The sequence below is a fragment of the Mycobacterium sp. genome (genome assembly GCF_035314905.1).
Lineage (GTDB): Bacteria > Actinomycetota > Actinomycetes > Mycobacteriales > Mycobacteriaceae > Mycobacterium.
In genome coordinates this window covers 1-24655 of the sequence record NZ_DATFYW010000099.1, presented here as the reverse complement: position 1 = coordinate 24655, position 24655 = coordinate 1, and the positions used below count along the sequence as shown (strand labels likewise).

16 protein-coding genes and 3 pseudogenes are annotated in these 24655 nt (G+C 68.8%); 3 read left to right on the top strand and 16 right to left on the bottom strand.

From position 1 onward, the window contains the following. Positions 1–106 precede the first annotated feature (106 nt). Positions 107–595 carry an SRPBCC family protein gene (locus VKG81_RS08275; protein ID WP_324395353.1) on the top strand — a complete coding sequence of 163 codons (489 nt, stop codon included), beginning with the start codon at positions 107–109 and terminating at the stop codon, positions 593–595. Positions 596–1018: 423 nt separating this feature from the next. Here VKG81_RS08275 and VKG81_RS08270 read toward each other — a convergent pair. The 3 genes and pseudogenes from VKG81_RS08270 to VKG81_RS08265 form a co-directional block, all read right to left on the bottom strand. Further along, positions 1019–3487 (bottom strand): annotated as a pseudogene (locus VKG81_RS08270) (ATP-binding protein); the annotation flags it as partial. 72 nt (positions 3488–3559) lie between these two features. After that, positions 3560–4138, bottom strand: a pseudogene (locus VKG81_RS21500) (adenylate/guanylate cyclase domain-containing protein); the annotation flags it as partial. A gap of 344 nt (positions 4139–4482) precedes the next feature. Continuing rightward, a complete protein-coding gene (locus VKG81_RS08265; RefSeq protein ID WP_324395351.1) occupies positions 4483–4686 on the bottom strand; it encodes a hypothetical protein in 204 nt (67 codons plus the stop codon). Positions 4687–5096: 410 nt separating this feature from the next. On the opposite strand from VKG81_RS08265, the gene VKG81_RS08260 reads away from it, so the two are divergent. After that, positions 5097–5582, top strand: a complete 486-nt coding sequence (locus VKG81_RS08260; RefSeq protein ID WP_324395350.1) for a hypothetical protein — start codon at positions 5097–5099, stop codon at positions 5580–5582. A 109-nt stretch (positions 5583–5691) separates the two neighbouring features. On the opposite strand, the gene VKG81_RS08255 is transcribed toward VKG81_RS08260, so the two are convergent. Further along, entirely contained in the window at positions 5692–6612 is a 921-nt protein-coding gene (locus VKG81_RS08255; RefSeq protein ID WP_324395380.1) for a universal stress protein, read from the bottom strand. 186 nt (positions 6613–6798) lie between these two features. Here VKG81_RS08255 and VKG81_RS08250 point away from each other — a divergent pair. Next, a pseudogene (locus VKG81_RS08250) lies at positions 6799–7700 on the top strand (NAD-dependent epimerase/dehydratase family protein). A gap of 49 nt (positions 7701–7749) precedes the next feature. On the opposite strand, the gene VKG81_RS08245 reads toward VKG81_RS08250, so the two are convergent. The 12 genes from VKG81_RS08245 to eccB all read right to left on the bottom strand — a co-directional run bounded on the left by VKG81_RS08245 (position 7750) and on the right by eccB (position 24154). Next, positions 7750–8289, bottom strand: a complete 540-nt coding sequence (locus VKG81_RS08245) for an XRE family transcriptional regulator (RefSeq protein WP_324395349.1) — start codon at positions 8287–8289, stop codon at positions 7750–7752. Between the two features lie 191 nt (positions 8290–8480). Further along, positions 8481–10025, bottom strand: coding sequence for a type VII secretion protein EccE (eccE, locus tag VKG81_RS08240; protein ID WP_324395348.1), 1545 nt, complete (start codon positions 10023–10025; stop codon positions 8481–8483). Further along, positions 10022–11677, bottom strand: coding sequence for a S8 family serine peptidase (locus tag VKG81_RS08235; protein ID WP_324395347.1), 1656 nt, complete (start codon positions 11675–11677; stop codon positions 10022–10024). The genes eccE and VKG81_RS08235 overlap by 4 nt, the downstream gene beginning before the upstream one ends. After that, the gene (eccD, locus tag VKG81_RS08230) at positions 11677–13197 is read right to left on the bottom strand and encodes a type VII secretion integral membrane protein EccD (protein ID WP_324395346.1); all 1521 of its coding nucleotides are present in this window, start codon (positions 13195–13197) and stop codon (positions 11677–11679) included. The genes VKG81_RS08235 and eccD overlap by 1 nt, the downstream gene beginning before the upstream one ends. After that, a complete protein-coding gene (locus tag VKG81_RS08225) occupies positions 13194–14681 on the bottom strand; it encodes an AAA family ATPase (RefSeq protein WP_324395345.1) in 1488 nt (495 codons plus the stop codon). The genes eccD and VKG81_RS08225 overlap by 4 nt, the downstream gene beginning before the upstream one ends. Positions 14682–14790: 109 nt before the next feature. Further along, positions 14791–15729 (bottom strand): ESX secretion-associated protein EspG, encoded by a 939-nt coding sequence (locus VKG81_RS08220; protein ID WP_324395344.1) that lies wholly within the window; start codon positions 15727–15729, stop codon positions 14791–14793. 14 nt (positions 15730–15743) lie between these two features. Continuing rightward, a complete protein-coding gene (locus tag VKG81_RS08215) occupies positions 15744–16040 on the bottom strand; it encodes a hypothetical protein (protein WP_324395343.1) in 297 nt (98 codons plus the stop codon). Positions 16041–16080: 40 nt separating this feature from the next. After that, positions 16081–16383, bottom strand: coding sequence for a hypothetical protein (locus VKG81_RS08210; protein ID WP_324395342.1), 303 nt, complete (start codon positions 16381–16383; stop codon positions 16081–16083). 64 nt (positions 16384–16447) lie between these two features. Then, on the bottom strand, positions 16448–17836 hold the full coding sequence (locus VKG81_RS08205) for a PPE domain-containing protein (protein WP_324395341.1): 1389 nt from the start codon (positions 17834–17836) through the stop codon (positions 16448–16450). Positions 17837–17844: 8 nt separating this feature from the next. Then, positions 17845–18141: a PE domain-containing protein gene (locus VKG81_RS08200; RefSeq protein WP_324395340.1), complete on the bottom strand. Its 297-nt coding sequence runs from the start codon at positions 18139–18141 to the stop codon at positions 17845–17847. Between the two features lie 355 nt (positions 18142–18496). After that, positions 18497–22657 carry a type VII secretion protein EccCa gene (gene eccCa / locus VKG81_RS08195; RefSeq protein WP_324395339.1) on the bottom strand — a complete coding sequence of 1387 codons (4161 nt, stop codon included), beginning with the start codon at positions 22655–22657 and terminating at the stop codon, positions 18497–18499. A gap of 6 nt (positions 22658–22663) precedes the next feature. Further along, complete coding sequence (eccB, locus tag VKG81_RS08190) at positions 22664–24154, bottom strand: type VII secretion protein EccB (RefSeq protein ID WP_324395338.1); 1491 nt, start codon at positions 24152–24154, stop codon at positions 22664–22666. Between the last annotated feature and the right edge of the window lie 501 nt (positions 24155–24655).

Below are 24655 nucleotides of genomic sequence, written 5' to 3'. Positions count from 1 at the left end.
CCGCATACGGGGCCGGCGTATGCCCCCACCCCGGGGCTAACCAGTGGCCTGGTGCCGTTAGTCTCGGAGGTCTGGGCCGAATGGCCCTTGGATGTCCGATCACGGCGTGACAAAGCTGAAATGTCGCGGTGACAGGAAGGACATTCAAATGCCGGCATCAGAGGCGTCAGTCGTGATAGCCCGCCCAGTCGCCGAAGCCTGGGACTACATCATCAGCGCAGACCGTCTTGCCGTTTGGGAGCCTGCGGTCGTTGAAGCCGAACAGATCACACAGGGCCCTGTGGCGGTGGGCACGAGGTGGTCGGGAAAGAGCAGCCTGCTCGGCGTCAAGTTTTCATGGGTCGGCGAATTTACCGAAGTCGATGTCAACAAAGGGACCGCGTTCAGGTCCATCGAAAGCAAATTGGTGTTCAGCAACGCAACGAGATTCGAAGAAGCTGAAGGCGGCACCCGGTTTACCTACCGAATGGAAAGTGAGAGCGGCCTCGGCGGGATCTTCGGCAAGCTTGCTGACCCCTTGGTCAATATGGCCTACGGCCGAGCCCTTCGCGCAAGCCTGGAGAACCTCGCCGACATCCTTTCAGCCGGCCACTGATTAGTACCCCTACTCGTTATGGGTACACCGCCGTTTGGCTTGATTGGGTCCCGGCGGCGGCCTGAGTCGTGCGGCAGCGTAGACCAGACCGACCAACAGCGCCGCACCTCCTCTCTCCACAACCTGCCGTTGGCGCGCGTCGGCGAAACCGGCGACCCGTCCCTGTCGGGTGTCGGGCATTTCCAGGCAGTTATCGGATGCACGTACGGCCCGTAATCTTGCGCTCAGCACGTGCGTTGGCTTCCGGAAGGAGCGGCAGCGGCCACGAAGCATCCCCGGATCGGTGACAACAGCCACGCCATCCCCATTCGCACAGATGCGCAGCGTCGATAAGGAGTTGATGGCCGAGGCAGGCGTCGACAGGGTTCCTCTGGGGCCCCAGATGCACATCGTCTGCTTGAGCTGTCGTCAACCGCGGCCGAACTACCCGAGTTGCCGGTCGAATAACTCCACTGCGTCCCGCGCCTGTGCCAGTTCGGGAAACACGCTATCGGTGGGGAAGCGGCTGAGCGCATCACCGACCGCTGCACGGGCGGGCCCGCCACGAAAGTCGAAATCGTCAAGGGTGGCTCGCAATTCGAACAGTGTCGCGCCCTGGCGGCGGGCCAGATCCAGAGCGGCCCCGAGATCGGCTCGGCGGTTCTCAGAGTCGCTGTGGGTGCGTGCACGCAGCCGCAGCAGTTCGGCGTCATAGAAATGCATGCCTGTCTGACGGGCGAATTCCAAAGCGGCGTGCAGCCGAGCGCGGGCCTGCTCCGGTTCGCCGATGGCGGTCAACAGGCGACCGAGGATCCCATCGAAGAATGTGAGATAGGCGTTGAGCCCGGCCCGGCCCAAAATGTCGACGAGCCCTGTCATGGTCGCGATGTGATCCGACAGCGTGCGCGAGTTCAACTCTTCGGCGCTCAACGCGGCCACGGCCTTGACGGTGGCCTGCTGGGCACCGCCCCACAGGTGCCAGGCGTCAAAGCCGTGCCGCTCGGCCAGATCAATCAGGTCGGCGGCCAGCACCGCAGCCTTGTCGAGTTGGCCGGCTTCGATTCGCATCCAGGTCTCCACGAAACCCGCGAAGGCCCTGCTGAACGGGCCCTGTGGGAAGTCCAGCCCGTGGACCCGGCGTGCCACCTCCAACAGTTCGGCCTCGGCGCCGGCGAGATCACCCCGCACAAACCGGGTCAAGGCCAGGTGGGCGCCCGCCGTCGTGATGGGGTCGTTGGGCTGGTACCACACCATGTCGAGCTGGCCCGCCGCGGTCAGGCCGGGCATGGCGTGCTCGAGGCGCGAACTGGCAGCGAAGAACTCGCCGCGAAGCCACGCCACCACGCCGAAGGAGGCCTCGATCGCCGGGCCCAACCACTGCCGTCCCTGCTCGCGAGCGGCGCGCAATGATCTGAGGACCCGGACCACCCGGCGCAGGTCGGCGCGGGTGAAGTAGTAGACCATGAGGGCAACCATCGTCGCAACGAGTTCGTCGTCATGTAGGTCAGTCCCACCCAGCCGCAGGCACCGCTCGAAATCGCTGACGGCAGCACGGGTTTGGTTGCCCTCCACAGCAGCGGCGAGAAATCCCCGCTCCAGCCGCATGGCGATTTCGCGCCGGTTGCGGTCCGGGCCGGGTGTGGCGCTGTCGAGTTGGGCCAAAGCGAGGCTCAGGCAGGTGCGCGCCTCGGCCAGCGCGCCGCGACGGCGCGCAGCCCCGGAGGCCTTTTCGTAGGCCGATGCGGCGTCGTCGAAACGTTCCGCGTGCTCATAATGGGCGGCCACCAGCCGCCAGTCCGGGTCACCGCTTCCGACACCGCGCACCAGAGCATCGGCCACCTTGGCGTGCAGCGCGCGGCGCACGCTGGCCGGTGCCAACTCGCAGGCCACCTCGTGCAGCAGTTCGTGACGAAAGCGCCAGCTGTCGATTCCCGACGGCTCAACTACCAACGCATCCTCGAGCTTGTCGAGGACGTCGTCCACCTCGTCCTCGCTTTGCGTACACACCGAGTACAGCAGGCCCCGATCGAATTGGCGGCCGATGACGGCTGCCGCCTCCACAACCGGCACCACGTTGGCACTGGCGCGCAGCCGGGCGAACAACGGCTCATAAAGCGCATCGGGCACCAGCGCTTGGTCTTGGCGCCCATCACTCCTGTCGCCCTGCCCCCGGACCAGCTGCTCGATGTAGAACGGAATGCCGTCGCAACGGGCGCGCACCACCGCCCGGTCCTCGGCCGGCAGGCGTGGATTCAAGGCGGTAATCAGAGTGTCGGCCTGCTCGTCGGTCAACGGCGTGAGATCGAACACCTTGACCGGCCAACAAGCCGGCAGCCAGCCATCGTGCTGTCCGGTGATCACCACCAACAGTCGACCCCCGCTGGCATCCAGCAGACCGCCGAGAACCTCCACGGTGGACGGATCAAACCAATGCACATCCTTGGCCACCACCAAACCGGCACCGCTGCCCACACACGCCAGCAGATACTCCCGCACCGCCGCCGTGATCAGCTCGTAGAGCTTGCGCCCCTCGGCGGCCACCGGCTCATAGCCCGCCTCGGCGCCAATGCCCATCACCGGAGCCAACAACGGCACCAGCCGCACCGGATCCAGCGACTGGGCCACCACCTCCGCTTCCAACCGCCGCAGTCGTTCGGCCGGCTCGGTGAGGCGATCGATGCCGCAGCGACGTTCCAGGGAGGTCCGCACCGGATACAGGCCGGCGCCGCTGTGAAACGGCGACCCAATCAACTCCAGCACCGCGCCAGAACCCTCGACGAGCTCGACGGCCGCCGCCGCCAACCGAGACTTACCGATCCCGGGCTCACCGCGGAACACCACCCCCGGCATGCGCAGCGTGCCGGCGCATGCACGCTGCCAACACTTCTGCAGCCGGCCGAGTTCACGCTCGCGTCCCACCAGCCGACCACGGCCCACGCCGACCCGGGCCGCGTCCGCCCGCTCACCCAGAACCAGGTGATAGCTGATCGGTGCCTCGACACCCTTGACCGCGACGGGCGAGCGGGCCTCCAAATCGAACGCGTCACCGACCAGGGACGCAACCGCGTCGGAGACCACGATGGTCCCGGGGGGCGCCAGGCCCGACACCCGTTGGGCCAGATTGGCCGCCATTCCGTACACGTCATCCTGGGCGGTGTCCAGATACACCAGCCCGCGGTGCACCCCGACCCGCACCGCGATGTCCACTCCGAACCGACGTCTGGCTTGTTCCCCGAGCCTGGTCACCTCCCGGGTGATCTCCAGGGCCGCCAGCACGGCACGGCGCACATCGTTTTCATGGGCCGTGGGGTGACCGAACACCGCCAAGAGACCGTCACCCTTGGTAGAGCTGATATGCCCCTCGTAGCGGTGCACGACCGCCAGCACCACGTCGCGATATCGGCCCACGATAGTCCGGTAGGCTTCCGGCTCTACCCGCGCGGACAACACTGTCGAATCGACCAGATCAGCGAACAGAATCGTCAACCGGCGAATCTCACCCTCAGTGTCAGGAACGGCCAGCAGATCTTCGGCCTCGGCGTTTCCACGGTCGACGGCCAACACCTGTCCCGCCAACGTGGCCGCGGTCACCGCATCCCCACGGTTGATTGCCGCCACCGCCCGATCAAGCAACTCATCAACCGACGCGCCACGACCACCACTTTGGCCGCTACCCACACAGCCGTCCCGACCGTCGCTCACGTCAATATCGTGTCACCGCTGGTCAGACATTGTGTGTGATATCGCCCCTGCGATCCGGTCCGGATAGCCGGCCTGCGCAACCGGACACCCTCGCCACCCTCTCTGACGCGACAGAAATTGGTGGCTCTTACCGTGACCTATCGCCTCACCGGTGCCGCGGCTTAGGACGCTGCTGGGCGGTCGAGAGACGTCGCCCCCCAACACTGTCAAGAGACTTCTTCAGTTTCTGCCAGCTTGCCTACCAATTCCGTGAACTGGGCTTTGCCGCGATACGTGCCACTGACCTTGCTGTTGCCGGGATTGAACCACTCGATGCTGTCGTCCAAGATGCCGAAGGTCGTTTCGAGGTCGCCCGCGGCGAACGCGGCATACGCCTTTCTGGCTATCTCGACATTCTCCCTTGTAGACACGATCACCCCTTTGTGTCGGTTTTCTCTCGGGCCTGTTTTCCCGTAGAGGGGATTGATCTCCCGCTCTTGGCGGGACTGCCGGAGCATTTTGTTCGAACGAGTTGACGGAAGCGTAAAAACCGTAGGTCATCAGAGTTTTTTTAACTCGCCGGGTCCACCGGCTTGGAGAGTTCTGCACGCACCCCGCCACATGCAGATCGCTGTCCGCAAGGTCCTTACTGGCGTCAACCCCCACACCAGATGCCGGTCCAAAACCGGCGGCCGATTCAGTTACACCCGTCTTGCCGCCAACTCGGGCCTTCGCGCCGTGAAAGGCGTTGAGATGCCTACCCCCGATTAGCGGTTGTCTTTGTCGGTGCAAAGCGCTGACCGACTCTTGCGGCTGGCCCGATTGGTCGTACGGTGAGGGCATGACAGAACAGTCACCCGCGATCACGGTCTCGCATCCGCCCCCCGCGATACTCCGCGTCGTCAACCCAATCGTGCGGCTCCTGGTGCGCACTCCAATCATGGGCGCCGCGCGCGGGCAGCTGATGGTGGTGAGCTTCCACGGACGTAAGACGGGGCGCCCGTACACAATTCCGGTGAGTGCTCATCATATCGACAACGAACTCTATGCCCTGACCGCTGCTCCCTGGAAGGGGAACTTCCGCGGTGGCGCGCCCGCCGAGGTTCTCCACGGCGGGAAGACGGCGGCCATGCGCGCTGAACTCATCCAGGACCCTTCCGTCGTCGCCGAGCTCTACCGGCGCTGCTGCGAGTCCTATGGCGTCAAGGGCGCACAGCGCATGCTCGGATTGAAGTTCCGCGATCAGCGAATACCCACACTCGAGGAGTTCACCGTGGCGGTCGAACAAAACCATCTGGCCGCCATCCGCCTGACTCCAGCGGAGTAGCAGCGCCGAAATCACCAAACCGACTTCGCTGGGCGAAACGTCGGCTTGCGTGAGTGCACACCTGGGTGTCGGCGCGGTAGGCCGGGTGTCAAGCCGATGGTCGTGGCGGCTAGGGGTGGCGGGCGACGATCACCGGTGTGCGGGCAGCGTGGACGACGGCGGTGCTGACCGAGCCGAGCAGCATCCCGGCGAACCCGCCGCGGCCTCGACTGCCCACGACGACGAGTTGGGCGTCCTCGGACTGGGCGAGGAGGTGACGGGCCGGTTGATGGCGGACTACCACAGGGCGCACCGTGACATCGGGATGACGGTTGTGCCAACCCGCAAGCCACTCCGCCAGGGTTTCCTCCGCGTTGGATTCAATCGCGGACCAGTTCACGCCCGGGAAGTCGGGTACGACAACATCGCTCCACGCGTGTAGGGCCACCAAGTCGACCCCTCGCCACGAGGCTTCATCGAAGGCTATGCAGGTGGCCAACTCCGAAGCCGGTGAGCCGTCGATGCCCACCAACACCGGTGCCTGCGACGACTCGAGCCCGGCCGCGTCATCGTGGATCACCGCGACAGGACAGCGGGCGTGGTGGACCAGTCCGCTGCTGACAGATCCGAGCAGGCCGCGGACCAGCGCTCCGCCCTGACCTCGGGATCCGACCACGATCATCTGCGCCTCTGCGCTCAGCTCGACCAGGGCGGGGATGGCGGAAGTGAACACCTCCCCGGCGGACAACACTTCAGCTTCAACCTTTACGCCACCGCTGTCTCGGGCGTTGTCTTCGACAACGCTGATGGCTTCGTCGATGAGTTGCCGGGCCTGGTCGTCTTGCTGCCATTCGCCGAACTCCGCCGGCAGCGGCGCGGTCGAAAACGTCCACCCCAACCGGCTGGCGACTGGTGTGGTGAGCACGTGGACCAATGTGAGTGCGGCATTGCGCATCACCGACTCATGCGCGGCCCACCGCACCGCCATAGTGGCCCACGGTGACCCATCGACGCCAACAACTATTCCCCGCGCTGTTCTTCTATCGGCCATCTCGCTGCCGCTCTGCGTTTCCGCCAGCGACTCGGCCCGTTTCGATTCTGCGGTCATTTCCCTCGTTTCCTGCGGCCACGAAGATCGTGGCTTCTGGCTCCTTGCTGCGCAACTCGCTAACAGACCGGGCGCGATGGTCTATGGACAGATCTGATCACCCGTCAGAAGGTCGCCTACCATCAGCCCATGCGCGGCTTCAAGATCCTGATCACCGGTCCGACCGGTCAGGTCGCCACTCCCATCGCCCGGGCCCTGGCGGCGCACAACGAGGTGTGGGGCATCGCCCGCTTCACCGACGCCGCGGCGCGTGCCGGCCTCGAGAAGGCGGGGGTTCGGTGCGAGACGGTCAACCTGGCCGCTGGTGACTTCACCGCGCTTCCGTCCGACTTCGACTACGTCCTCAACTTGGCGGTGGCCAAGAGCGGCAACTGGGACACCGACCTCGGGGCCAACGCGGAGTCGGTCGGCCTCCTCATGGCCCACTGCCGCGGCGCAAAGGCCTTCCTCCACTGTTCCTCGACGGCCGTCTACGACCCCCCGGACGACGAACCCCGGACCGAGCACGCCGCCCTGGGCGACAACCACAAGGTGCTGTTCCCCACCTATTCCATCTCCAAGATCGCCGGGGAGGTCGTCGCCCGGTCGATGTCGCGCGCGCTCGGCGTGCCCACCACCATCGCCCGCCTCAACGTCCCATACGGCGACAACGGCGGGTGGCCGTACTTCCACATGGAGATGATCCTGGCCGGCTTGCCGATCCGGTGCCGCCCGGCGGACCGGCCCGCTACAACCCGATCCACGAATACGACATCATCGCGACAGTCCCGAAGCTGCTGGGGGTCGCGTCGGTCCCGGCGACGACGGTCAACTGGGCCGGCGACCAGACCGTCAGCGTCCAGGAGTGGTGCGCGTACCTCGGTTCGCTGGTCGGCCGGGAGCCTGCGTTGGAGGAGAGCGGGCAGACGCTGCGCGGGGTGCCCACCGACGTGACCCGGATGCGCGAGCTCCTCGGCGGCACCACGGTCGACTGGCACGATGGGATGCGCCGGATGGTGGCGAAATTCCACCCGGAGCTGGTCGGCAAATGACCTTCAACTTTCGGCCGGGCAGCCCAGCCGACGATCTAACGGATGTGACTCACTCCTGGCCGTGCCATGCCATCGACTCGTCGAACGATTCCATGTGAATCTCGTGCGAATCAGCGCCCGCGCCGTCCGGTGAACCACCAAGCGCCGCGAGCAGCTCTTTGATCTTCACCGCCTCTTCTTCGGTCGGTGTCTCGCCGGCCTCCAACTCATCGAGCACATCGGCGCGCAGCCCGATCCCGTTGGCTGCCTCCTGCGCCGACAGCCTCGCCTGCCGCCGCGCAACATAGAGCTGCTGGCCCAGTGTGGATCCCGGCGCGGCCGCTGCGCGAGCCATCAGGTCGTCGTAGTGGCGGCGCACGTCGCTCAGCGCGACGATGACCTCCGGCGTGGGCCGGCTTCGACCAGCCGCATCGGTCAACGTGCCCTGCAGTTTGCGTAGCCCGGAAAGAATCACCTCCGCCCGGGACGGGAACTCCATGTCGCCGTCATTGGGCAGCGAATCGATCGCGTTCCCGTACATGTGCATGGCCGCGTCGGCCATGCCGACGATGATGTTCGCTTCACCCTCATCCGGGTCTTTTTTGCCCACGTTCCATCAATTCCTCTGCAGTTGGCGGCTAACCGTAAACGTCGTCGGTTACGAACAACTCGGTTGAGGTTATTCGCCGGCAACGCCGATGTACACCGCGGGGGCGGATCACTTTCGTTGACTCAGCAGATCCTGGGAACGCGCTGAAAAACTCGGCCACCGAACGATATTCGGCTCAACCTGGGCCGTGGTTAATTCAGGTACGGTTGCTCGTTGCGGAAGCTCACCGCCTCCACGACGGTGTTGAAACGCTTGGTGCCCAGGTGGATGCGGTCCCCCCGCTGCTCGATCACGATGTCGGGCTCGCTGATGCTGCCGCCGTTGACAGCTATTGAAACCCACGCCCCCGGATAGGGGTCGGAATTGCCGTTGTGCACCACCAGGGTGGGCGGCCGCGGCGGCTGCGCGGTCAGATCGCGGCTGGTCCAGATGTGCGACGACGCCGACCGCATCGTCCACCGGCCGGTGCTGTCGTAGACGGCCACCAGCTCGCCGGCGGCCGCGGCGCGGCGGATCAGGCGCCGCACCGCGACGTCGTCGTCGGTGTGCATCGCGATGCGGGTCGGGCCTGACGGGTCCGACAGCGGCATCAGCAGAAGCCCATCACCGAGCTTGCCGATTATCACGCCGGACGGGCCTACCACCACCGCCGCGTTGAGGTCCTGATCCACCGGCGAGCTCGGCAGACCCGTCAACCGTGCACGCCTGGGCAGGGTGAGCGCCAGGGCATCCCACTGCCGGCCGGTGAATCGGTTGAGCACCAGCGACGGGGCGCTGGTCAACGGCTGCCCGGTCCGCAGCCGCACCACCACCGAGGCCCGCACAGCCGAGGCGTCCCGGCGCAGCGCCATCACCAGGGTGGTGTGCTCGGCCGGATACGACCACACCTCGTCGATCTGGCTGGCCCGCACATCATCAGCGGACAAGTAGTAGCTCGTCAGATACCCGCGGCCCGGCCGGTGCAGCGCCGACCACTCGTCGCGGTACACCTGGGAGGCGTCCTCGGGGCCGCCGAGGCTGGCGACGGTGGCCTCGTGCATCTGCGCCGCGGTCAAAATCTGCGCGCGGCAACCGGCCTGGCGCAGCGCGCGCACCATCCGCCGGGTGATGGCCGCGGCGGCCTCGGCGGTGTTGCGCCGCCACAGCAGCCCCCTGGTGGTGTCGGCGTCGCGGGTGTCCATCCGCAGCACCAGCGTGGTGGAGCGCTTGCCCGCCGCGGGCCTCGGCCCCAGAAACGTCGAGTACAGGCCCGCGTAGCTGTCCGTGCCGGTGCGGCGCCCCTCGCACACCACGTCGACATCCACGCCCAGCCCGAAGCGGTGCATGTGTTCGGCGATCACGGTGAGCGGCAACGTGTTCGGGGTCTCGGCGTGGCGGGCGTGCAGCAGCGTGGGGATGTACTGCCTGCCCCACACCGCGACCATCGTGATCACGGTGTGGCCGTCGATGATCACCCCGACCGGGGCGCCGTCGACCTCGATGTCGGTCCCGTCGGCCAGCGCGACCTTGCGCTGCCGATGGCGCACCCAGCGTGCGGCCAACCACATCCAGTGCCACAGCGCCAGCCCCGAGAATGTCAGCACGAGGCCCAGCACCGCGACGAGCACACCCACCGCCAGCGCCGGCCAGCCCGGGGTGCCCGCCGCCAGCAGGAGCGCGGTCACTGCCAGCGCGGTGACCTCGGCGGCGATCACCGTGGGCAGCCGGGCACGCACCCCCAGCAGCGGCTGTTTCATTGCTGCCTCCGCCGACGGGTCACCGTCACGATCCAGACCAGCGCCCCGACGAGCACCACCGCGCCCGCTGTTCCGGCGACCGCGACCCGCCTGGGCCACGGATCCGGCGGCGGGGGCGGCGGGGGAACCCTCAGCGGCGCCGCCTTCGCCCCCGACGCCAGCGGGTCACCGGGCGGCACATCCCAGGTCAGCGCGGCCACCGGGTCGACGACCCCGTAGCCGACGACGGTGTCACGGCCTCCGGCGGGCGGATGCGCGGTGGCCTGCAGCCGGTGGATCACCTGGTGCGCCGACAGGCCGGGATACTTCGCGCGCACCAGGGCGGCCACCCCGGCCACGAACGCCGACGAAAATGAGCTTCCGGCAATGGGTTTGAGGGTGTCGCCGCTGCCACCGGTGGTGTCGATCGAGGAGTTGATCACCTGCCCGTCGGTGGACAGCCCGACGATGTCGGCGCCGGGGGCCGCCAGCCCCACCCACGGCCCGTGCAGGGACGCGGCCTGCCCCGACAGCGGCACCCCCAGCGAGTCGGTCGCCGACACCGACAGCACGTAATCGTTGAACCACGCCGGGGTGGCGATGGTGGTCACCGAGTTCCAGCCCAGCGGGTCGGTCTGGCCGGCGGGCACCGGGTCGGGGTTCTGCTTGCAGCCCGACTCGCCGGCATTGCCGGCTGCGGTCACGATCACCACATCACGGTCCACCGCGGCGTAGCGCAGCGCGGCGCCCAGCGGGGCCTGATCGGCGGGGGCCGCGGCGGGCAGGCAGGCCACCACGCTGATGTTGATGACCTTGACCCCGAGGTTGGCCGCGTGCACGATCGCGCGGGCCAGCGAGTTGATGTCCCCGGCCCGCTGCGCGGCCTCCGGGTCGGCCTCGATGATCGGGTTGACCGGCCCGAAGGTGTGCGAGGACTGCCGGATCGACACGATCACCGCTTCGGGAGCGACGCCGATCAGCCCGTCCGGCCCTCCCCCGGGCGGCGGCTGCCGCGGCACCGGCATACCCGGCCCGCCGCGCGCTACACCAGACGATGTGATCCAGTTCGGAGCGTCGGGGGGTGGCGGGGGCGGCGGCGCCTGCACCGTGACCGGCGCCGGGGTGGCGGTCGAGGTCACCGTCACCGTGGGCGGCGGAGGCGGCGGCGGAATCGGCTGCGGCGGCGGCGCGGCCGGCGGCGGGGGCGCCGGCACCGCCCCGCGCGGGCGGCTGGCCAGCGCCGCCCCCGACGGGGCGGCCCCGATCAGCGACGCGATCACGGTGCCGTGCGCGTCGCAATCCTGCAAACCGTCGCCGTAGGGACCCATGACGTAGTCCCCGCCGGCCACCAGGTGCGGCAGCCGCGACGACGGGGCAACGCCGGTGTCGATCACCCCGATCACCACACCCGCGCCGGTCGACTGGTTCCAGGCCGCGGGCATGTTCATCAAGTCCAGCGCGGGCGGCAGATCCCGGAAGTCCGAGCCCGGGATGACGGCGGTGCGGGTGCAGCCGGCCACCTGGTGCATCGGCTGGTCCGGCGCCGGCGGCGGGTCCGGAGGCGCCGGCCCCGGCGGCACCGACGGGGGTTCCACCGCGGCCGCCAGCCCGGTGGAGGCGGCCAGCAGCGCGGTCACCGCCACGCACCCGGCCAACTTCTTCAATGCCTGCATCAGCCGTGCACCATGTTGCGCACCGCCGAGTAGGCGCCCAGCAGCCACAGCGCCCACGGAATCACCAGCGCCAAGAGCACGTATTCGCTGATTTCCACGGTGCGACGCACCGGGGCGGTGAACTTCGCCGACGGCACCACCAGCCCGGCCAACAGGCCCAGCACGACCACACCCACCGTGGCCGCCACGCACATCAGCGTCGTCGGCATCCGCGGGGGCGTGGCCGCCGCCGCGTAGCGCCCGATCACCATCGCCACCGCCAGCGTCGCCGCCACCACCAGTGCCGTCGACTGGTAGCGGTCGACGAACGAGCGCCCCCGCAGCAGCAGGATCAAACAGATGGCCAGGGTGAACACCAAAAACCGCCAGCCGCCGGGCCGGCCCGGGACCACCGCATAGCGGGCCGCCACCACCGCCACGACGCCGGCACCGATCAGCACCCCGGTGACGATCTGGTTGCCGCGCTGTGCCCACGCGGCGATCCGCTCCGGCGACTCGGCGCCCGACGGAGGAACCGGGGAGACCGTGTCCCGGGGAGCGCCGGGCGCTGTCTCGAACACGCCCCGCTCGGTCACCGACGGGAACACCGGCATCGGCACCCCCGAGCCGATCACTCCGAGGTTGGTGGCAAACGTGACGATAACCAGCACCACCAGCAGCGCCACCACCGCGATGCGTTCCGGTGCAAAATGCCAGCCCGACCCCTGCAGGGCCGCCACCACCGCCGCGAACCCCGCGACCGTGACGACCAGCGACACCGCGGCCAGGTGCCGATCGGTCAACAACGCCAGCATCACCACCCCGGCCAACAGCACGACGGTGCCGAGCACCACATGCCACCAACCGGGATGGCCGGGCACCGACATCGCACCTGCCGCGCCGGCGGGGATCAGCGCCGACCAGGCGAACGCGTCGGACGCGCGGCGTCGCTGCTCACCGCGGGCCCGTGAACACAGCCACGCGGTCAGCGCCAACACGGCGGTCAGCGTCCACGACACCGCCGCGGGCACCCATCCCCCGGAGTGCCACCACTGTCGGGCCATCATGACCTCGGCCCAGGTCACCAGCCCCGCCGTCAGCCAGCCCGCGACCCGCCGCGCGGTCGTTTCGTTCATCTCGTCGAATTGCTGGGCGGCCGCGCGGGCGATCGCCGTCGACACGTTCTCCACCACCGGCTCAAATGCTTCGGTCGCCTCGGTGGGCATCAGCCACAACAGATCGCCGTCGAGCACCCCCGATTCGTCCAGGGAGCGCTGCGGATCCAGTGCCCGCCCGTCCGGGCGGCACAGCTGATAGGTGCCGGCGGCGTCCAGCAGGGGGCGCCCGCGGCGGCGCAGCTGCTCGTTGATCCGCGGAACCAGATCTTCGGTGACCGCGATCAACGGCACCCCGGCCGGCAGGGTGTAGTCGATCTCGGCGTCCTGACCCACCAGCAGGGCCACCCGGCACAGCTGCACCGGGCTGACCGCGGCCGTTGTGCTGGCCGGTGCGCGGCGCTGGCCCCGGCTCGGTGCGCTCACCGGCGACCCTCGGTCGTGGCGGCGAACCCGGAGGCCAGCATCGCGGTGATCTCCAGGAACCGCCGACGGGTCTGCGGACGCAACTGGTCCAGGTCCAGCACGCCGGCGTTCGCGATGTGCTGGTCGAACGGCACCACGAACACCTTGTCCGGGCCCACCCAGTCACCGAACCGTTCCACCAGCGTCGCCACCAGCTGGTCGGATTGCTTCTTGTCACGGTGGCTCGAGAACGGTCGAATATGGTTGATCACCACCAGCATTCGCGAGGCCACCTGCCGGTAGCCCATCTCGGCAAGCCAGTCCATCGCCTTGGCCGCACCCTCGGCACCGTCGGGAACCGCCGAGGCCACCAGCACCACCGCATCCGCGCAACCCAGCACCCCGCCGGTCACCGGATGCTGCAGATCCACACCGGAGTCGACAATCAGCAAGCTGTAGAACCGCTCCAGGCGCCGATGGGCCTCGTTGTAGGTGGATGCATCCACAGGGCCGCGACCGGGCTGCGGGCTGGAAGCCAATACGTCCAGACCCGCCGAATTCTGGCCCACGTGCGAGCGCATGTCCGAGTACCGCGACAGCTGCTGATCGGCGATCACCTCGCCGAACGACGAGGACGCCCTTGGGTCGATCCGTGACGCCAGGTTGGCGGCCTGGGCGGGATCGGCGTCGATGGCCACGACCTTGTCGTTGCGCAGGAGCGCCAGCGTCGAGCCGATCGCCGCGACCGTGGTGGTCTTGCCGGCGCCGCCCTTACCACCGAGCACCACCACCGAATAGGTGCCCCGCAGCGGGGTGTCCACGGTTTCCTTCAGCGCGCGCAGCCGGCGCTCATCGGGCGACTCGCCTGGGTTGATGCGCCCAAATGAAGCGCTGTACAACCACTTTCGCCAACCTCGGGACGGCGGGATCTTGCGCACCGGGGTCAGGTTGGAGGCCCGAAGCTGATCGCGCATCAGCTCCCAGGAGGTGGCGCTCTTCTCCGCCGCCGCACTGCCCCACGGGCCCTCGGCCGGGGGCAGCAACTCGGTGTCCGCACCCCGGTCAGGGGCCGGAATCGGTCCCGAGGTCGGTCCGGAGGTAGGCGCGGAAATCGGTCCCGGGTTCGGCCCGGAGTACCGAGGGCCGCCGGCCTGCGAGCGGGGATCGGCGTCAGCGCCCGACGGGCGGCCCCCGCCCGGGGGCGCAGCGGGCGGCTGGTCGCGCAACTCGCCGGGGCGTTCGCCACGCGGCGCATTCGACGGCACCCACCGCGGCGCCTGACGTTGCGGCGGCGCTGACGGGCCGGCGTAGGGCACGTGGGCAGGACCCCGCGGCGGCGGGGAACCCGCCGGACCGGCTGAAGCCGAACCCGGCGGGACAGGCGCCCCCGGTGGTGGCTGCTCGGCTGGCGCGGCGTGCGGCTCCTGATCGCCTTCTGACTGCGGCGTGCTGGGCGCCCCGGCCTGCAAATGGTCGAAAAACTCGCGCTCGTCCGGTCCGGTCATGCGCCGCTCTCCCTGAAGGTCGCCAACGCGCCTGCACCGGCCACGCCGAAAATGCCTGTCACGTCGCGCCTCACACACTCGGAATACATACGTCTACGACGCGGCCACCCTAGCGCGTATCGAAGGGTCGGATCCGGGTGTGGGTGGTCCAGCCCCGCCCGCAGGGCAGGCTCTCGAGCAGCTCGGTCACCGCGGTGGCGATCCGATGGCCGGTACCTGGGAAAATCGTGGTCCACGGCCGCTGGTCGGGTCCGGCGACGGGGCTGACCAGCACGCGCCCTGAAAGTGTGTCGATCACGGAGATGCCGTGTGGCGCGAAATGCGGCCCCTCCACCGAATACTCGATGGCGGTGAGACTCGCCCGGGTGGCGGTGGCGTCGCCGGCCGCCGCGACGATGCGCGCCTGCGGCAGCGTCAGCCCCACGTCGACGAGCTCGGTCACCAGGTCCATGCCGGGGCGAGCCTGCCAGTCCGAAAGGATCGGGTTCAGCACCGCCGTCTCGATGTTGATGCCGTCGAAGTCCGCAGGCTGCCCTGGCCCGATGAGATCGTTGATCACCGCCCCGATCGCGGCCCGCCCGAGCGGGGACACCACGATCTCGTCCAGCGGTTCATCACCGACCTGCCACACCCGCGCGGCGGCGACCCAGGATCCGTCACGACGGCACACCGCCGCGGCGCGGCGGGCGGGCCCGTTCGCCCGCCACACCCGCAACGCCTCGGCGGCCTCCAGCGGGTCGGACGGCGCCTCGAACAGCGGCGGCGGCCCAGCCAGCCGGTCAGCTTGCCCATTGGGCCTCGACACGTCCAGCGCCACCTCGACATCGGGGCGCCCAAGCGTCGAAATCCATTCGGCGACATCGGGATCCAATGTGCCGCCACGGCACACGCCGGCGTCCTCCAGCACGGCCAGCCCCGGGTGGCCGGCCAGCATCTGCTCGACGTCGCCGACCGGGCGCACCCGCAACACCGCCGGCAACCGGCTCACACCGGCAAGCGCGGCCGTCAGCCACAAGCCCTCAGACGTGGTCGACAGCCGCGCTCCCACGGCCGACGCGCTGCTCAAATGTTTCCGAACCCCGCAGCCACGCCGTTGTCGCACACCCCTGCGTCGTTCGCGGCGCCGTGGATCGCCTGGGCGTGGAAGCCGATCGTCTCGAACACCTTCGCGAACGCCATGTCGACGTTGAAGTGCGCTTCCTGATAGGCGTTGGACCCGTGCTCGGTCCAGATGTGGGCGATGTGGTTGAGCACGTTGATCGCCTGTTGGCGCAGATCGGTCATGTAGTTGACCAGGTTGTTCTGTCCCGACACGTGATCGGCGATCATGCCCTGGTCGTAACGAATCGGTAGAGACATATCGAAAACTCCTCTTGTCGTCTGGTGATGCTCGATCCGGCTACGCCGGGCGGATGTTGGCCAGCCGGGCCCGGTTCTGCTCGTCCATGCTCTGGTAATCATGCGCGCCTTTGCGCATCATCTGGATCACGTGGTCGAACCGCGCCCCCACCTGCCGGCCGGTGTTCGTGATGTCCTCGCTGGTGGCCAGCGACGCGGTCGCCGCCGTCCCGTTCAGGCCCGGACCGGTCAGGTTCTGGTTCATCGTCAAGTACTGGCCCAGCGCGTTTACCACGTCCTGCTTGATCTGGTCGAGTTGGTTGGCCGCGGCGTACATGGCCTCGGCCTCGGTGTTCAACGCCATGTTGTTGACATCTCCTTCTGAATCTCAGTGTTGCCGTATCTGTTCTCATTGCGTTGTGGTGCCGTCACACCCCCTGCCCTTGGGCGTAGACGACCCCGTCGTCGGTCAGCACCGGCACTCCCGCGCCGGCGCCGGTGAGCAGCACCGATTTGTCCGGATCGGCCGCCTCGCGGGTGGATCGCCGCTCACGCGCCGACGCCGCCCCCGGCATCCCGTACATCCCCGGACCCATCGCCCCGCCCGGCGCGGCGGCGCCGCGAACCCCCGCCGGCGCCTTCTCCTCGGCGGCCCCCGCACCCGGGCTGGCCCACCAGGATGTCGGCACGCCGACCGGCCCGGCCATCGCGCTCGATCCAGCCGACGGCTTGGTCAGCGCGGCGCTGATCGCCGATCCGCCGCCGCCGGCGGCGAAACCGCCGTTGGCGCCGCCGAGCCCGCCGGCCGCGGCCGCGGGCCCGTTGAGCGCAAGGTCACTCAGCGGCGGCGCGCCGCCGAGGCCTCCGCCGGCCATCGACGACATCATCGGGCCCATCAGCGATCCGAGCTGCCCGCCGATCATCCCCGGCGCCTGGCCGAGCTGCGACAGCGGCTGGGTCGCGCCCTGCAGCAGCGACGACGGCGCCGACGTCATCGGCCCGGCCATACCCTGCGCGGACTGCAGCATCTGGGCCTCGGCCTGGCCCTGCTGACCGGCGGCGGCCGGCTCACCGGTCGACGACCCCGCCTGCCCGCCCTGGGAAGCCGAACCGGAGGCCGCGCTGGCCGCCCCCGCGACACCCGACGCCACCCCGGCGGCGACACCGGCGCCGGTGTCTGCCGTCGTCGAGCCCGCCGTGGCGGCCTGCTGCAGCACATTGCCCATGCCCTGCACCCCCGCCTCGGTGCCGGTCACGGCCAGCGAGGCGACCTCAGCGGCCATGCCGGCGGGGTTGGCGCCCAGCGGGGACGGCGCCAACGGCACCGACAGCGCCTGGATCAGCGGAACGGCCGCCGACAGGTATCCCATCATCGCGCCGGCGTTCTGGGCCCAGTACTCGCCGTACTCGAAGTTGGCCTCGGCGATCGCCGGACTGTTCTGGCCGATCACGTTGGTGGACTCCAGCGCGGTCTCGCGTACGCGGTTGGCGATCACCGTCGGGTAGGGAATGCTCGATGCCACCGCCCCGCTGTGGGCCTGCCCGGCTGCGTTGATCGTCTGGGCCGCGGTCTGGGCGTGCGCCCCCACGACGTCGATGTAGGCCGCCATCGGCAGCGACGTCTCGTTCATCGCCATGTCGCCGGCGCCGATCCACGACGAATTGGTCGCCATGGTCGTCGCCACCATCTGCTGCGCCTGCTCGAGGTGAACGGCCGAAGCCTCTTCATAGGCAAGAATGTGCGGGATCACCGCTGCCGCGCCCGGGCCGGTGCGCAGCCGAAAGTCGTTGGTTTCTGGCGGAATTCCCCAATACATGCCGACGCCTACAGCGTCAGCGGATTGGCCGCCAGCGCATCGGAAGCCGCGGCCACCGCCGCCGATGTGCCGACCTGGGCGGCGAACTGCCCCCGCTGGGCGACCGCGAGCCCGGTCATCGACAGAAAGTTGGCGGTGTGCGCGGCGATCGCGTTGGACAGCGCCGCCGACACCTCCTCACTGCCCATCGGCACCACCGCGGACATCTCCGGCGCCGCGCCGGCGAGCATCGCGCCGGTCACCGCGGTCCCCACCGCCTCACTGGCCGACTGTGCCGCCACCACCGGCGTCTCGATGAAATACATCGGCAAAACCCTCCTCGACCCAGATGCCACTGCGGGCATTTGTTCGGCCGAGCCTAAGCTGCTGGCAAACATTTACGCAACCGCTGGAGCCGATATTCGCCGCAGATCGTCAGTCTCCGGCGCCCAGTCGCCACCTCGGCGTTTGTGTCACGGTTTGTGCCTCAACCTGAGCTTGACCTCCAACGATGAAGCCGCACGCCGGATTTACTTTACGGTGCCGAAAATTATGAGCCGGCGGGTGGCGTCGCGCAGCTAAATCCCCTCCGCGGCGCCACCGAACTCGGTGCCGCGTTTACGTCCTGGTTTGAGTGGCTAGCAAATCCCGAGAGTCAAGGTGAGCGGGCTTCGCCGCATCTCATCGCCCGGCCGCTACCGCGATCTGCACCGGGGCCGCCAGCCTGTCGGTGACATAGATCCCCCGCCCCGGCGGCTGCGAGGCGGCCTTCACCCCGCCCAGGATGTCGCCCTGGCTGCGCGGGCCGTCCATCACCACGCCCGGGGTCGTCAGCTGCAACATCCGGCCCACCAGCGGCGAGGCCACCGCCCGCCCCCAGTTGCCGATCCGGCGCGACACCACGAAGTGCAGCCCCACCTCCTTGCCGCGATCCATGAACGCCAACAGCGGCTCCAACGGATAACCCGCCGCGCCGGGGGCGAAGCTCATCCCCGAATCCCAGGACTGGATGGTTTCCTCGTTGTCGACGAACACGAACACCTGCGGCCCGCTCCAGCGCACCCCGGCGGCCAGCTCGGCCTGGGTGGCGTGCTCCGGCGGCAGCCGCGTCTCCAGAAGCCGCGCCACCTCGGCGGCCATGTCGCGCACCTGCTGCTGGCGGTAGACGTAGCCGCCCAGATGCGCGCCCTCCACCACCTGCAGCAGCGAGTTGTGCGGATCCACCACGAAGATGCGGGCCTGATCGGGCCGGTAGGCCCGCATCACCGCCTGTGCCAGGGTGGCGAGCGCGTTGGACTTGCCGCAGTCGGGGTTGCCGACCACCAGAAAGTGCGGACTGGAAGCGAAATCGGCCACCGCCGGTAGCAGCCCCACCTCCGAGATGCCGAACGGCACCTGCCCGGGCGTGCCGCCGCCGCGGCGCGCCCACAGCTCCTCGACCTCGTCGATCGACACACTTTCCGGCAGGATCCGCACCTCGGCGGCCCCGCCGCCGGTTCCCGCCACCTGCGCCACCGCCGCCGCAGCCTCGCGCACACCCACCACCTGGCCGCCGACGGTCAGCTGCGGCAGCGCGGTCTGGAAGTGATAGCCCGCCATCGACGTGCCCCGGCCGCGTACCCGCAGCTTCTTGGTCTCCTTCTCCTCGCCGCGCGCGCCGGCCTCACCGGCATCGTCGTCGTCTTCGCCGAGGACCTCCTTGTCCCCGTAGGGCACCTTCCTGGCCACGTCCCGGTTGTTGCGATGCAGGTCGTCGTTCTCGGAAAGCCGCAACTCCACATTCGCCCCGAACTCCGGGGTCATGCCCGAGGTGAGCTTGCCCGCGATCCAGCCGCTGGCCGACACGATCGTGTGCACCCCGTACGCGGGGCCGCGCCGCAGGATCGCCTCCACGTCACCGACATAACGGTCAAACCCGCCCTGGGAGAACTGCGCCCACCCGTCGATCACCAGGAACACATCGCCGAACGGATCGTCGGGAACCGGGCCGGCGCGCCCCCCGAACTTGCGTTCCCGGAAGTCCTCCACGGTCAGCTTCAGCTCGCTGAACGCGCGTTCGCGCTCGTCGATCAGGGTGGTCATCTCGGCGATGGTGCGGCCTACCCGCTCGCTTTCGGCCGCGCGGGCCAGCGAGCCCACGTGCGGCAACCCCTCCACGTCGTTGAGTTGCGGTCCGCCCAGCGCCAACACGTAGAACTGGATCCGCTCCGGCGTGTACATCAACGCCGCGCCGGTGATCATCGTGGCCAGAGCGGTGGTCTTGCCGGCGCCCTGCATCCCGATCACCGCGCAGTTCGCCCCGGCCAGATCCACCGCGTACACCCGCTGCGCATGCTGAAACGGCCTGTCCTCCACCCCGACCGGGAACCGCAGACCCCGGTTCTCGCCGTAGCCGTCCTGCCAGGGCCGCCCTCGCAGCCGGCGCACCAGCTCGTCGACGCGCAGCGGCTCCAGCGGCGGCAGCCACATCCGGTGCACGGGGCGGCTATAGCGCCGCCGCAGCGACGCCGACGCGGCCTGGACCTGGCGCAGCGGACGCCCGTCGGGCCCCATCACCGTCCGCGCATCCTGCTGCGGCGCGGCCGCAGCAGCCGTCAGAGCAGGCAGCGCCAGCGGTTCCATCCCGGCGGCGGCGAACTCCCGCGGCGGCACATAACCCACCTGCGCGCGCACCGCGGCGGCCTCAGCGTGGCGCGGCGGGGTGTAGTTCTTCTGCACATACGCGGTCTGGAAGCGGGTCAGCCGCGGGCGCCCAGACACCCGCAGATAGCCCGCCCCCGCCGGCTTGAGCGGAAGGTACTTGGCCTCGTCGGTGCCGATCACCGCGCGCGAGTCCACGTCATCGAGGGTGCGCAGCGCCACCCGGATCGGGATGTTGCCCATCACCCCGGTCTGCATCTCATGGCCCAGCCGCTGGCTGCCCATGATCATCTTGACGTGCAAAGCCCTTCCCTGGCGACCGATCTCGTCGATGATCGCCTTGGCCGGGGGATGCTCCACGAACATCTGGGTGAACTCGTCGATGATGATCAGAAGCGCCGGCATCGGCTCCAGCCGCTCCCCGCGGTGGATGCGCAGATACTCGTACTCGGCGGCGTCAGACACCCGCGCCCGGTCCAGCATCCGTTTGCGCCGCTCCAGCTCGCCGTAGATCACGTCGCCCATCCGCTCCACCCACAGCGAGTCGTTGCGCAGGTTGTTCATCGCGGCCACCACATGCGGCAAGTCGGCGATCGCGTGCGCGGTCGTGGAGCCCTTCCAGTCGAAAAACGCGATGTTCAATGTCTCGGGGGAATGCGTCAGCGCCGCCGAGAGGATCAGCGTCGTCAGAAGCGACGACTTCCCGGCGCCGGTGGTGCCCACCAGGATCATGTGGTGGCCCATGCCGCCCTCGTGGGTTTCCTTGAAGTCCAACACCATCGGCGCGCCGCCGTCCTCGGCGCCGATCGTGACCTTGAGCCAGTCCGCCCCCCAGCTGTTGTCTTCGTAGGGCGGCCCCGAGCGGGTGGCTGCCCAGGTGCGGTCCACATCGACGTCGGCGGCATCGGCGATGTCCAAAATGTCGAATAGGTCGATCATGTCCGGGCGCGTGGTGGTGGTGTTGGCGCCCACCGGTCCCTGCGGGCGGTAGCGCGCCATCTTGCGTGCGATCGCCCGGGCGCAGGACTCCTCGAGTCGGTCGGGCACGGCCACCTTGCCGTGCCGGTCCCGGATTTCAGAAGATGTAACGAAAAGCGTTGTGTCCGGCGAGAACCCCACCCCACTGCCCGTCTCGGGCACCAGCCGCACAAAGGTCACCCCGGCCACACCGCCCTTGCGGGTCAATGTTTCCCACTCCGCACCCACCCGGGCCTGATCGTTGAACACCAGCCAGTGCGGCAGCACCGCACCCTCGGCTTGGCCGAATCCCTTGCGCTCCTGGTGCAATTCCATGCCCACCGCGGCGTCCATGTCCTCGGCGGAGGTCCACACCATGCGCGGCGGATCGACATTGTCGGGGCTGGCGGCCCGCTCGGTGTGCGGCAGCCACTTCAGCCAATCCCAGCGCGACACATCGTCGGTGACCACCATGACCTTGAAGTCGCGCGGGGAATGAAACACCGCCGCCTGGCAGATCATCGCCCGCGCCAGCGCGTAGACCGGCTCCATGCCCGCCTCGCCGACCAGCGCCCAGCCCGGCACCGAGGTCAGCGACACCGGTTTGGCGATCCCGCGCACCGCGGACTGCTCCAGCAGAAACGCCGACAGCGCCTCGTAGGTGATCGGCTCGTAGTCCTCGGAGCGCCCCAGTAGCGGGGTTTCGAATTTCATCGCCAGCTCGGTCTTGCCCAACCCGATGCGCGCCCAGCCGAAGTGCGGATGCCCGCGGCCGCGTTCCCACATCCGCGGCGAGCCCACCAGCCCGCGGAGCAGCGCAGGCTCGGGGTGAAACCACTGGAACTGGCGGAACTGCGCCTCGGCGGCCGCGGTGACCTCGTCGCGCTTCTCGTCCAGCCCCATCAGATAGTCGCGGCGCTCGGCCTCCATCTGCGCCGGGGTCAGCTGCTTGTCACCGCCGCCGGAATAGCGGCCCATCGTCAGCATCCCGCCGAGCGACATCAGCATCATGAACGGGAAGAACAGGCTGAAGTACCCCACCGGGCCTGAGCGCAGCCCCGGCTGGGAGAACATCAGCGCGAGCATGCCCAGGAACGCCACCCCCATCACCGCGGGGAAGATGATCTGCATCTTGGTGCGCGGGATCGGGCGCGGCGCGGTCAGCGCCTCTTTGAGCGCGATGCGACCCCCGGGGGCCTTCGGCGCCTCCGGCGCCTTACCCGGCGTGAACCGAACCGTCGACATGGGTCGTCACCTTCCCTGCAGCGCTGGCTGCTGTGTCGTCACCGGGGCCGCCGGACCCACCGCCGAGTCGTGCACCGTCAGCGCCGCCGCCCGCGACAGCTCGGGGCCCTCCGGCCACACCTGAAGCATCGCCCACGGCGCGGGCCGGTTCTGCGAGGTCGCCAGGCCCAGCGCCTGCAGCGCCTGCTCGTCGAACGGCACCCCGTAGCGGACCCCGGACTCGCCGATCAGCCACATCGTCTCCCGCTGCGGTGAATCCGGCGCCGACCCGGTCGTCGACACGAAGGTTGCCGCCTGGTCGGCCAGCAGCACCTGACCGGCCTGCACGCCGCTGCCACCGCCGACCAGCGGCACCAGCTTCTGATGCTGGTCGGAGGCGATCGGCAGGTCACGCCCGGTGAGCACGCTGATCCGGGCCTGCCGGTCGTTGACGCCGCGCTCCCACCCGACACAGGTCACCGGCTGCGTCCGCTGATCGACCATCTTGAGCGGCTGCGCCGGGTAGTAATCCACGTCCAAAACGTGACGGACCGGGACCTGCGCCAATCGGTCCGGCGACACCCGCGGCGGTGTGGAGGTGCCATACGAGTCGCGTTGGCGCAGCATCGCGGCGACCACCGGCGACACCGGCTGCACCCCGTCACCGACCACGGCGTAGAACTTGTCGGCGTGGGTGGCCACGTCCTGGGTCACCACCACCGAGCCGATCACCACCCCCGGACCCCAGTCGAACGGAGCCGGCGCGCCGGCGTTCGGCACGGTCGGGACCACCAGCGGGCCGCCCGCCGGCAGCGCGTCGAACATCGCCTGCGACATCGCTGGCACCGGCGCGCCCGGATCCACCCCCAGCGCGCCGGTCAACGCCCGATCGGTCAGATCCAGCGGCATCCGCACCCCGCCGGTCACCAGATAGTTCTGCTGCTGATAGGCCAACAGCAGCCCGCGCCCGTCCCCCAGTGCGTCGGCGCTGCTGCTGCCCAGCGTCAACGCCCCGTCGATGCCGGTGACCAGCGGCGCAGCCCCCACCGCCTCGCCGGCGGTGTCGCATACCGCCCACCGCGACATGTCTGGCGCCGACACCGCCGGGGCCTCCACCGGGGCGCCGACGATGCCGACCACCGGGCCCTTCGGCCACTTGGCGATGTCACCGGAGCTGACGAACGTCGGAGCGTCCGGCTGGCCCGAAATCAGCTGCGCCGAGACCAGATTCAGCGCCGGATGCAGCCGTCCGTCCACCGATACATACAGCGCGCCGGTCTTGCGGTCGGCGACGATCTTGGACTGCCCCACCACCCCGGCCGGGCGCATCCAGCCGATCACAAACGCCAGGATCAGCAGCACCGCCCCGACCACGCCCGACAGCATCAGCATCACCCGCTGCCAGCGCACCGGATCGACCTGCATGCGCACCGAGCGCCGCAAAAGCGCAAACTGCAGCCGGCGGCGCAAAAAGTAATGCCCAGACACTTGCGTGCGCGACGCCAAATTCAACGGCACAGCCGCACCGTACTGGCATACACAACACAGCCGCCACCGGCCCCTCCAAAATGACCCGCCACGTGGTCCTCACCAGCGGCAAACGACGCAATACCAGGGCCGTGCTGTTCACGGTTATATCCGGGCTGTTTGCGTCGGCGGGCGACTAACTGCGCACCTCCGCGACCACATCGACGGGTGGGTTGATAGCGGCCAGAGCTCGATCCGGCGGTGTAACCCTCCGGCGTATCTAAAGACGCAGCATCTGAGCCGATGTGAACCTTACTGCGGCGGCGCTCGTTACCCAGGTTGTGGGTGCTGTGAAAGGGCTTACAGCGATGTGGAATAAGCGCAACGTGATTCTGCGCGGGAGGCTATTCCTTAACGCACAGCCGTCGGCGTCGGTATTGGTCGGCGGTGAGACCGGCCGCAGCCGTTCTGCGCGACGAGCACTTTCTGCTGCTGGTGAGCTGGCATCCCAGACACCGCACCAGCCTGTCGCTGCGATGCGTGATCGACGCA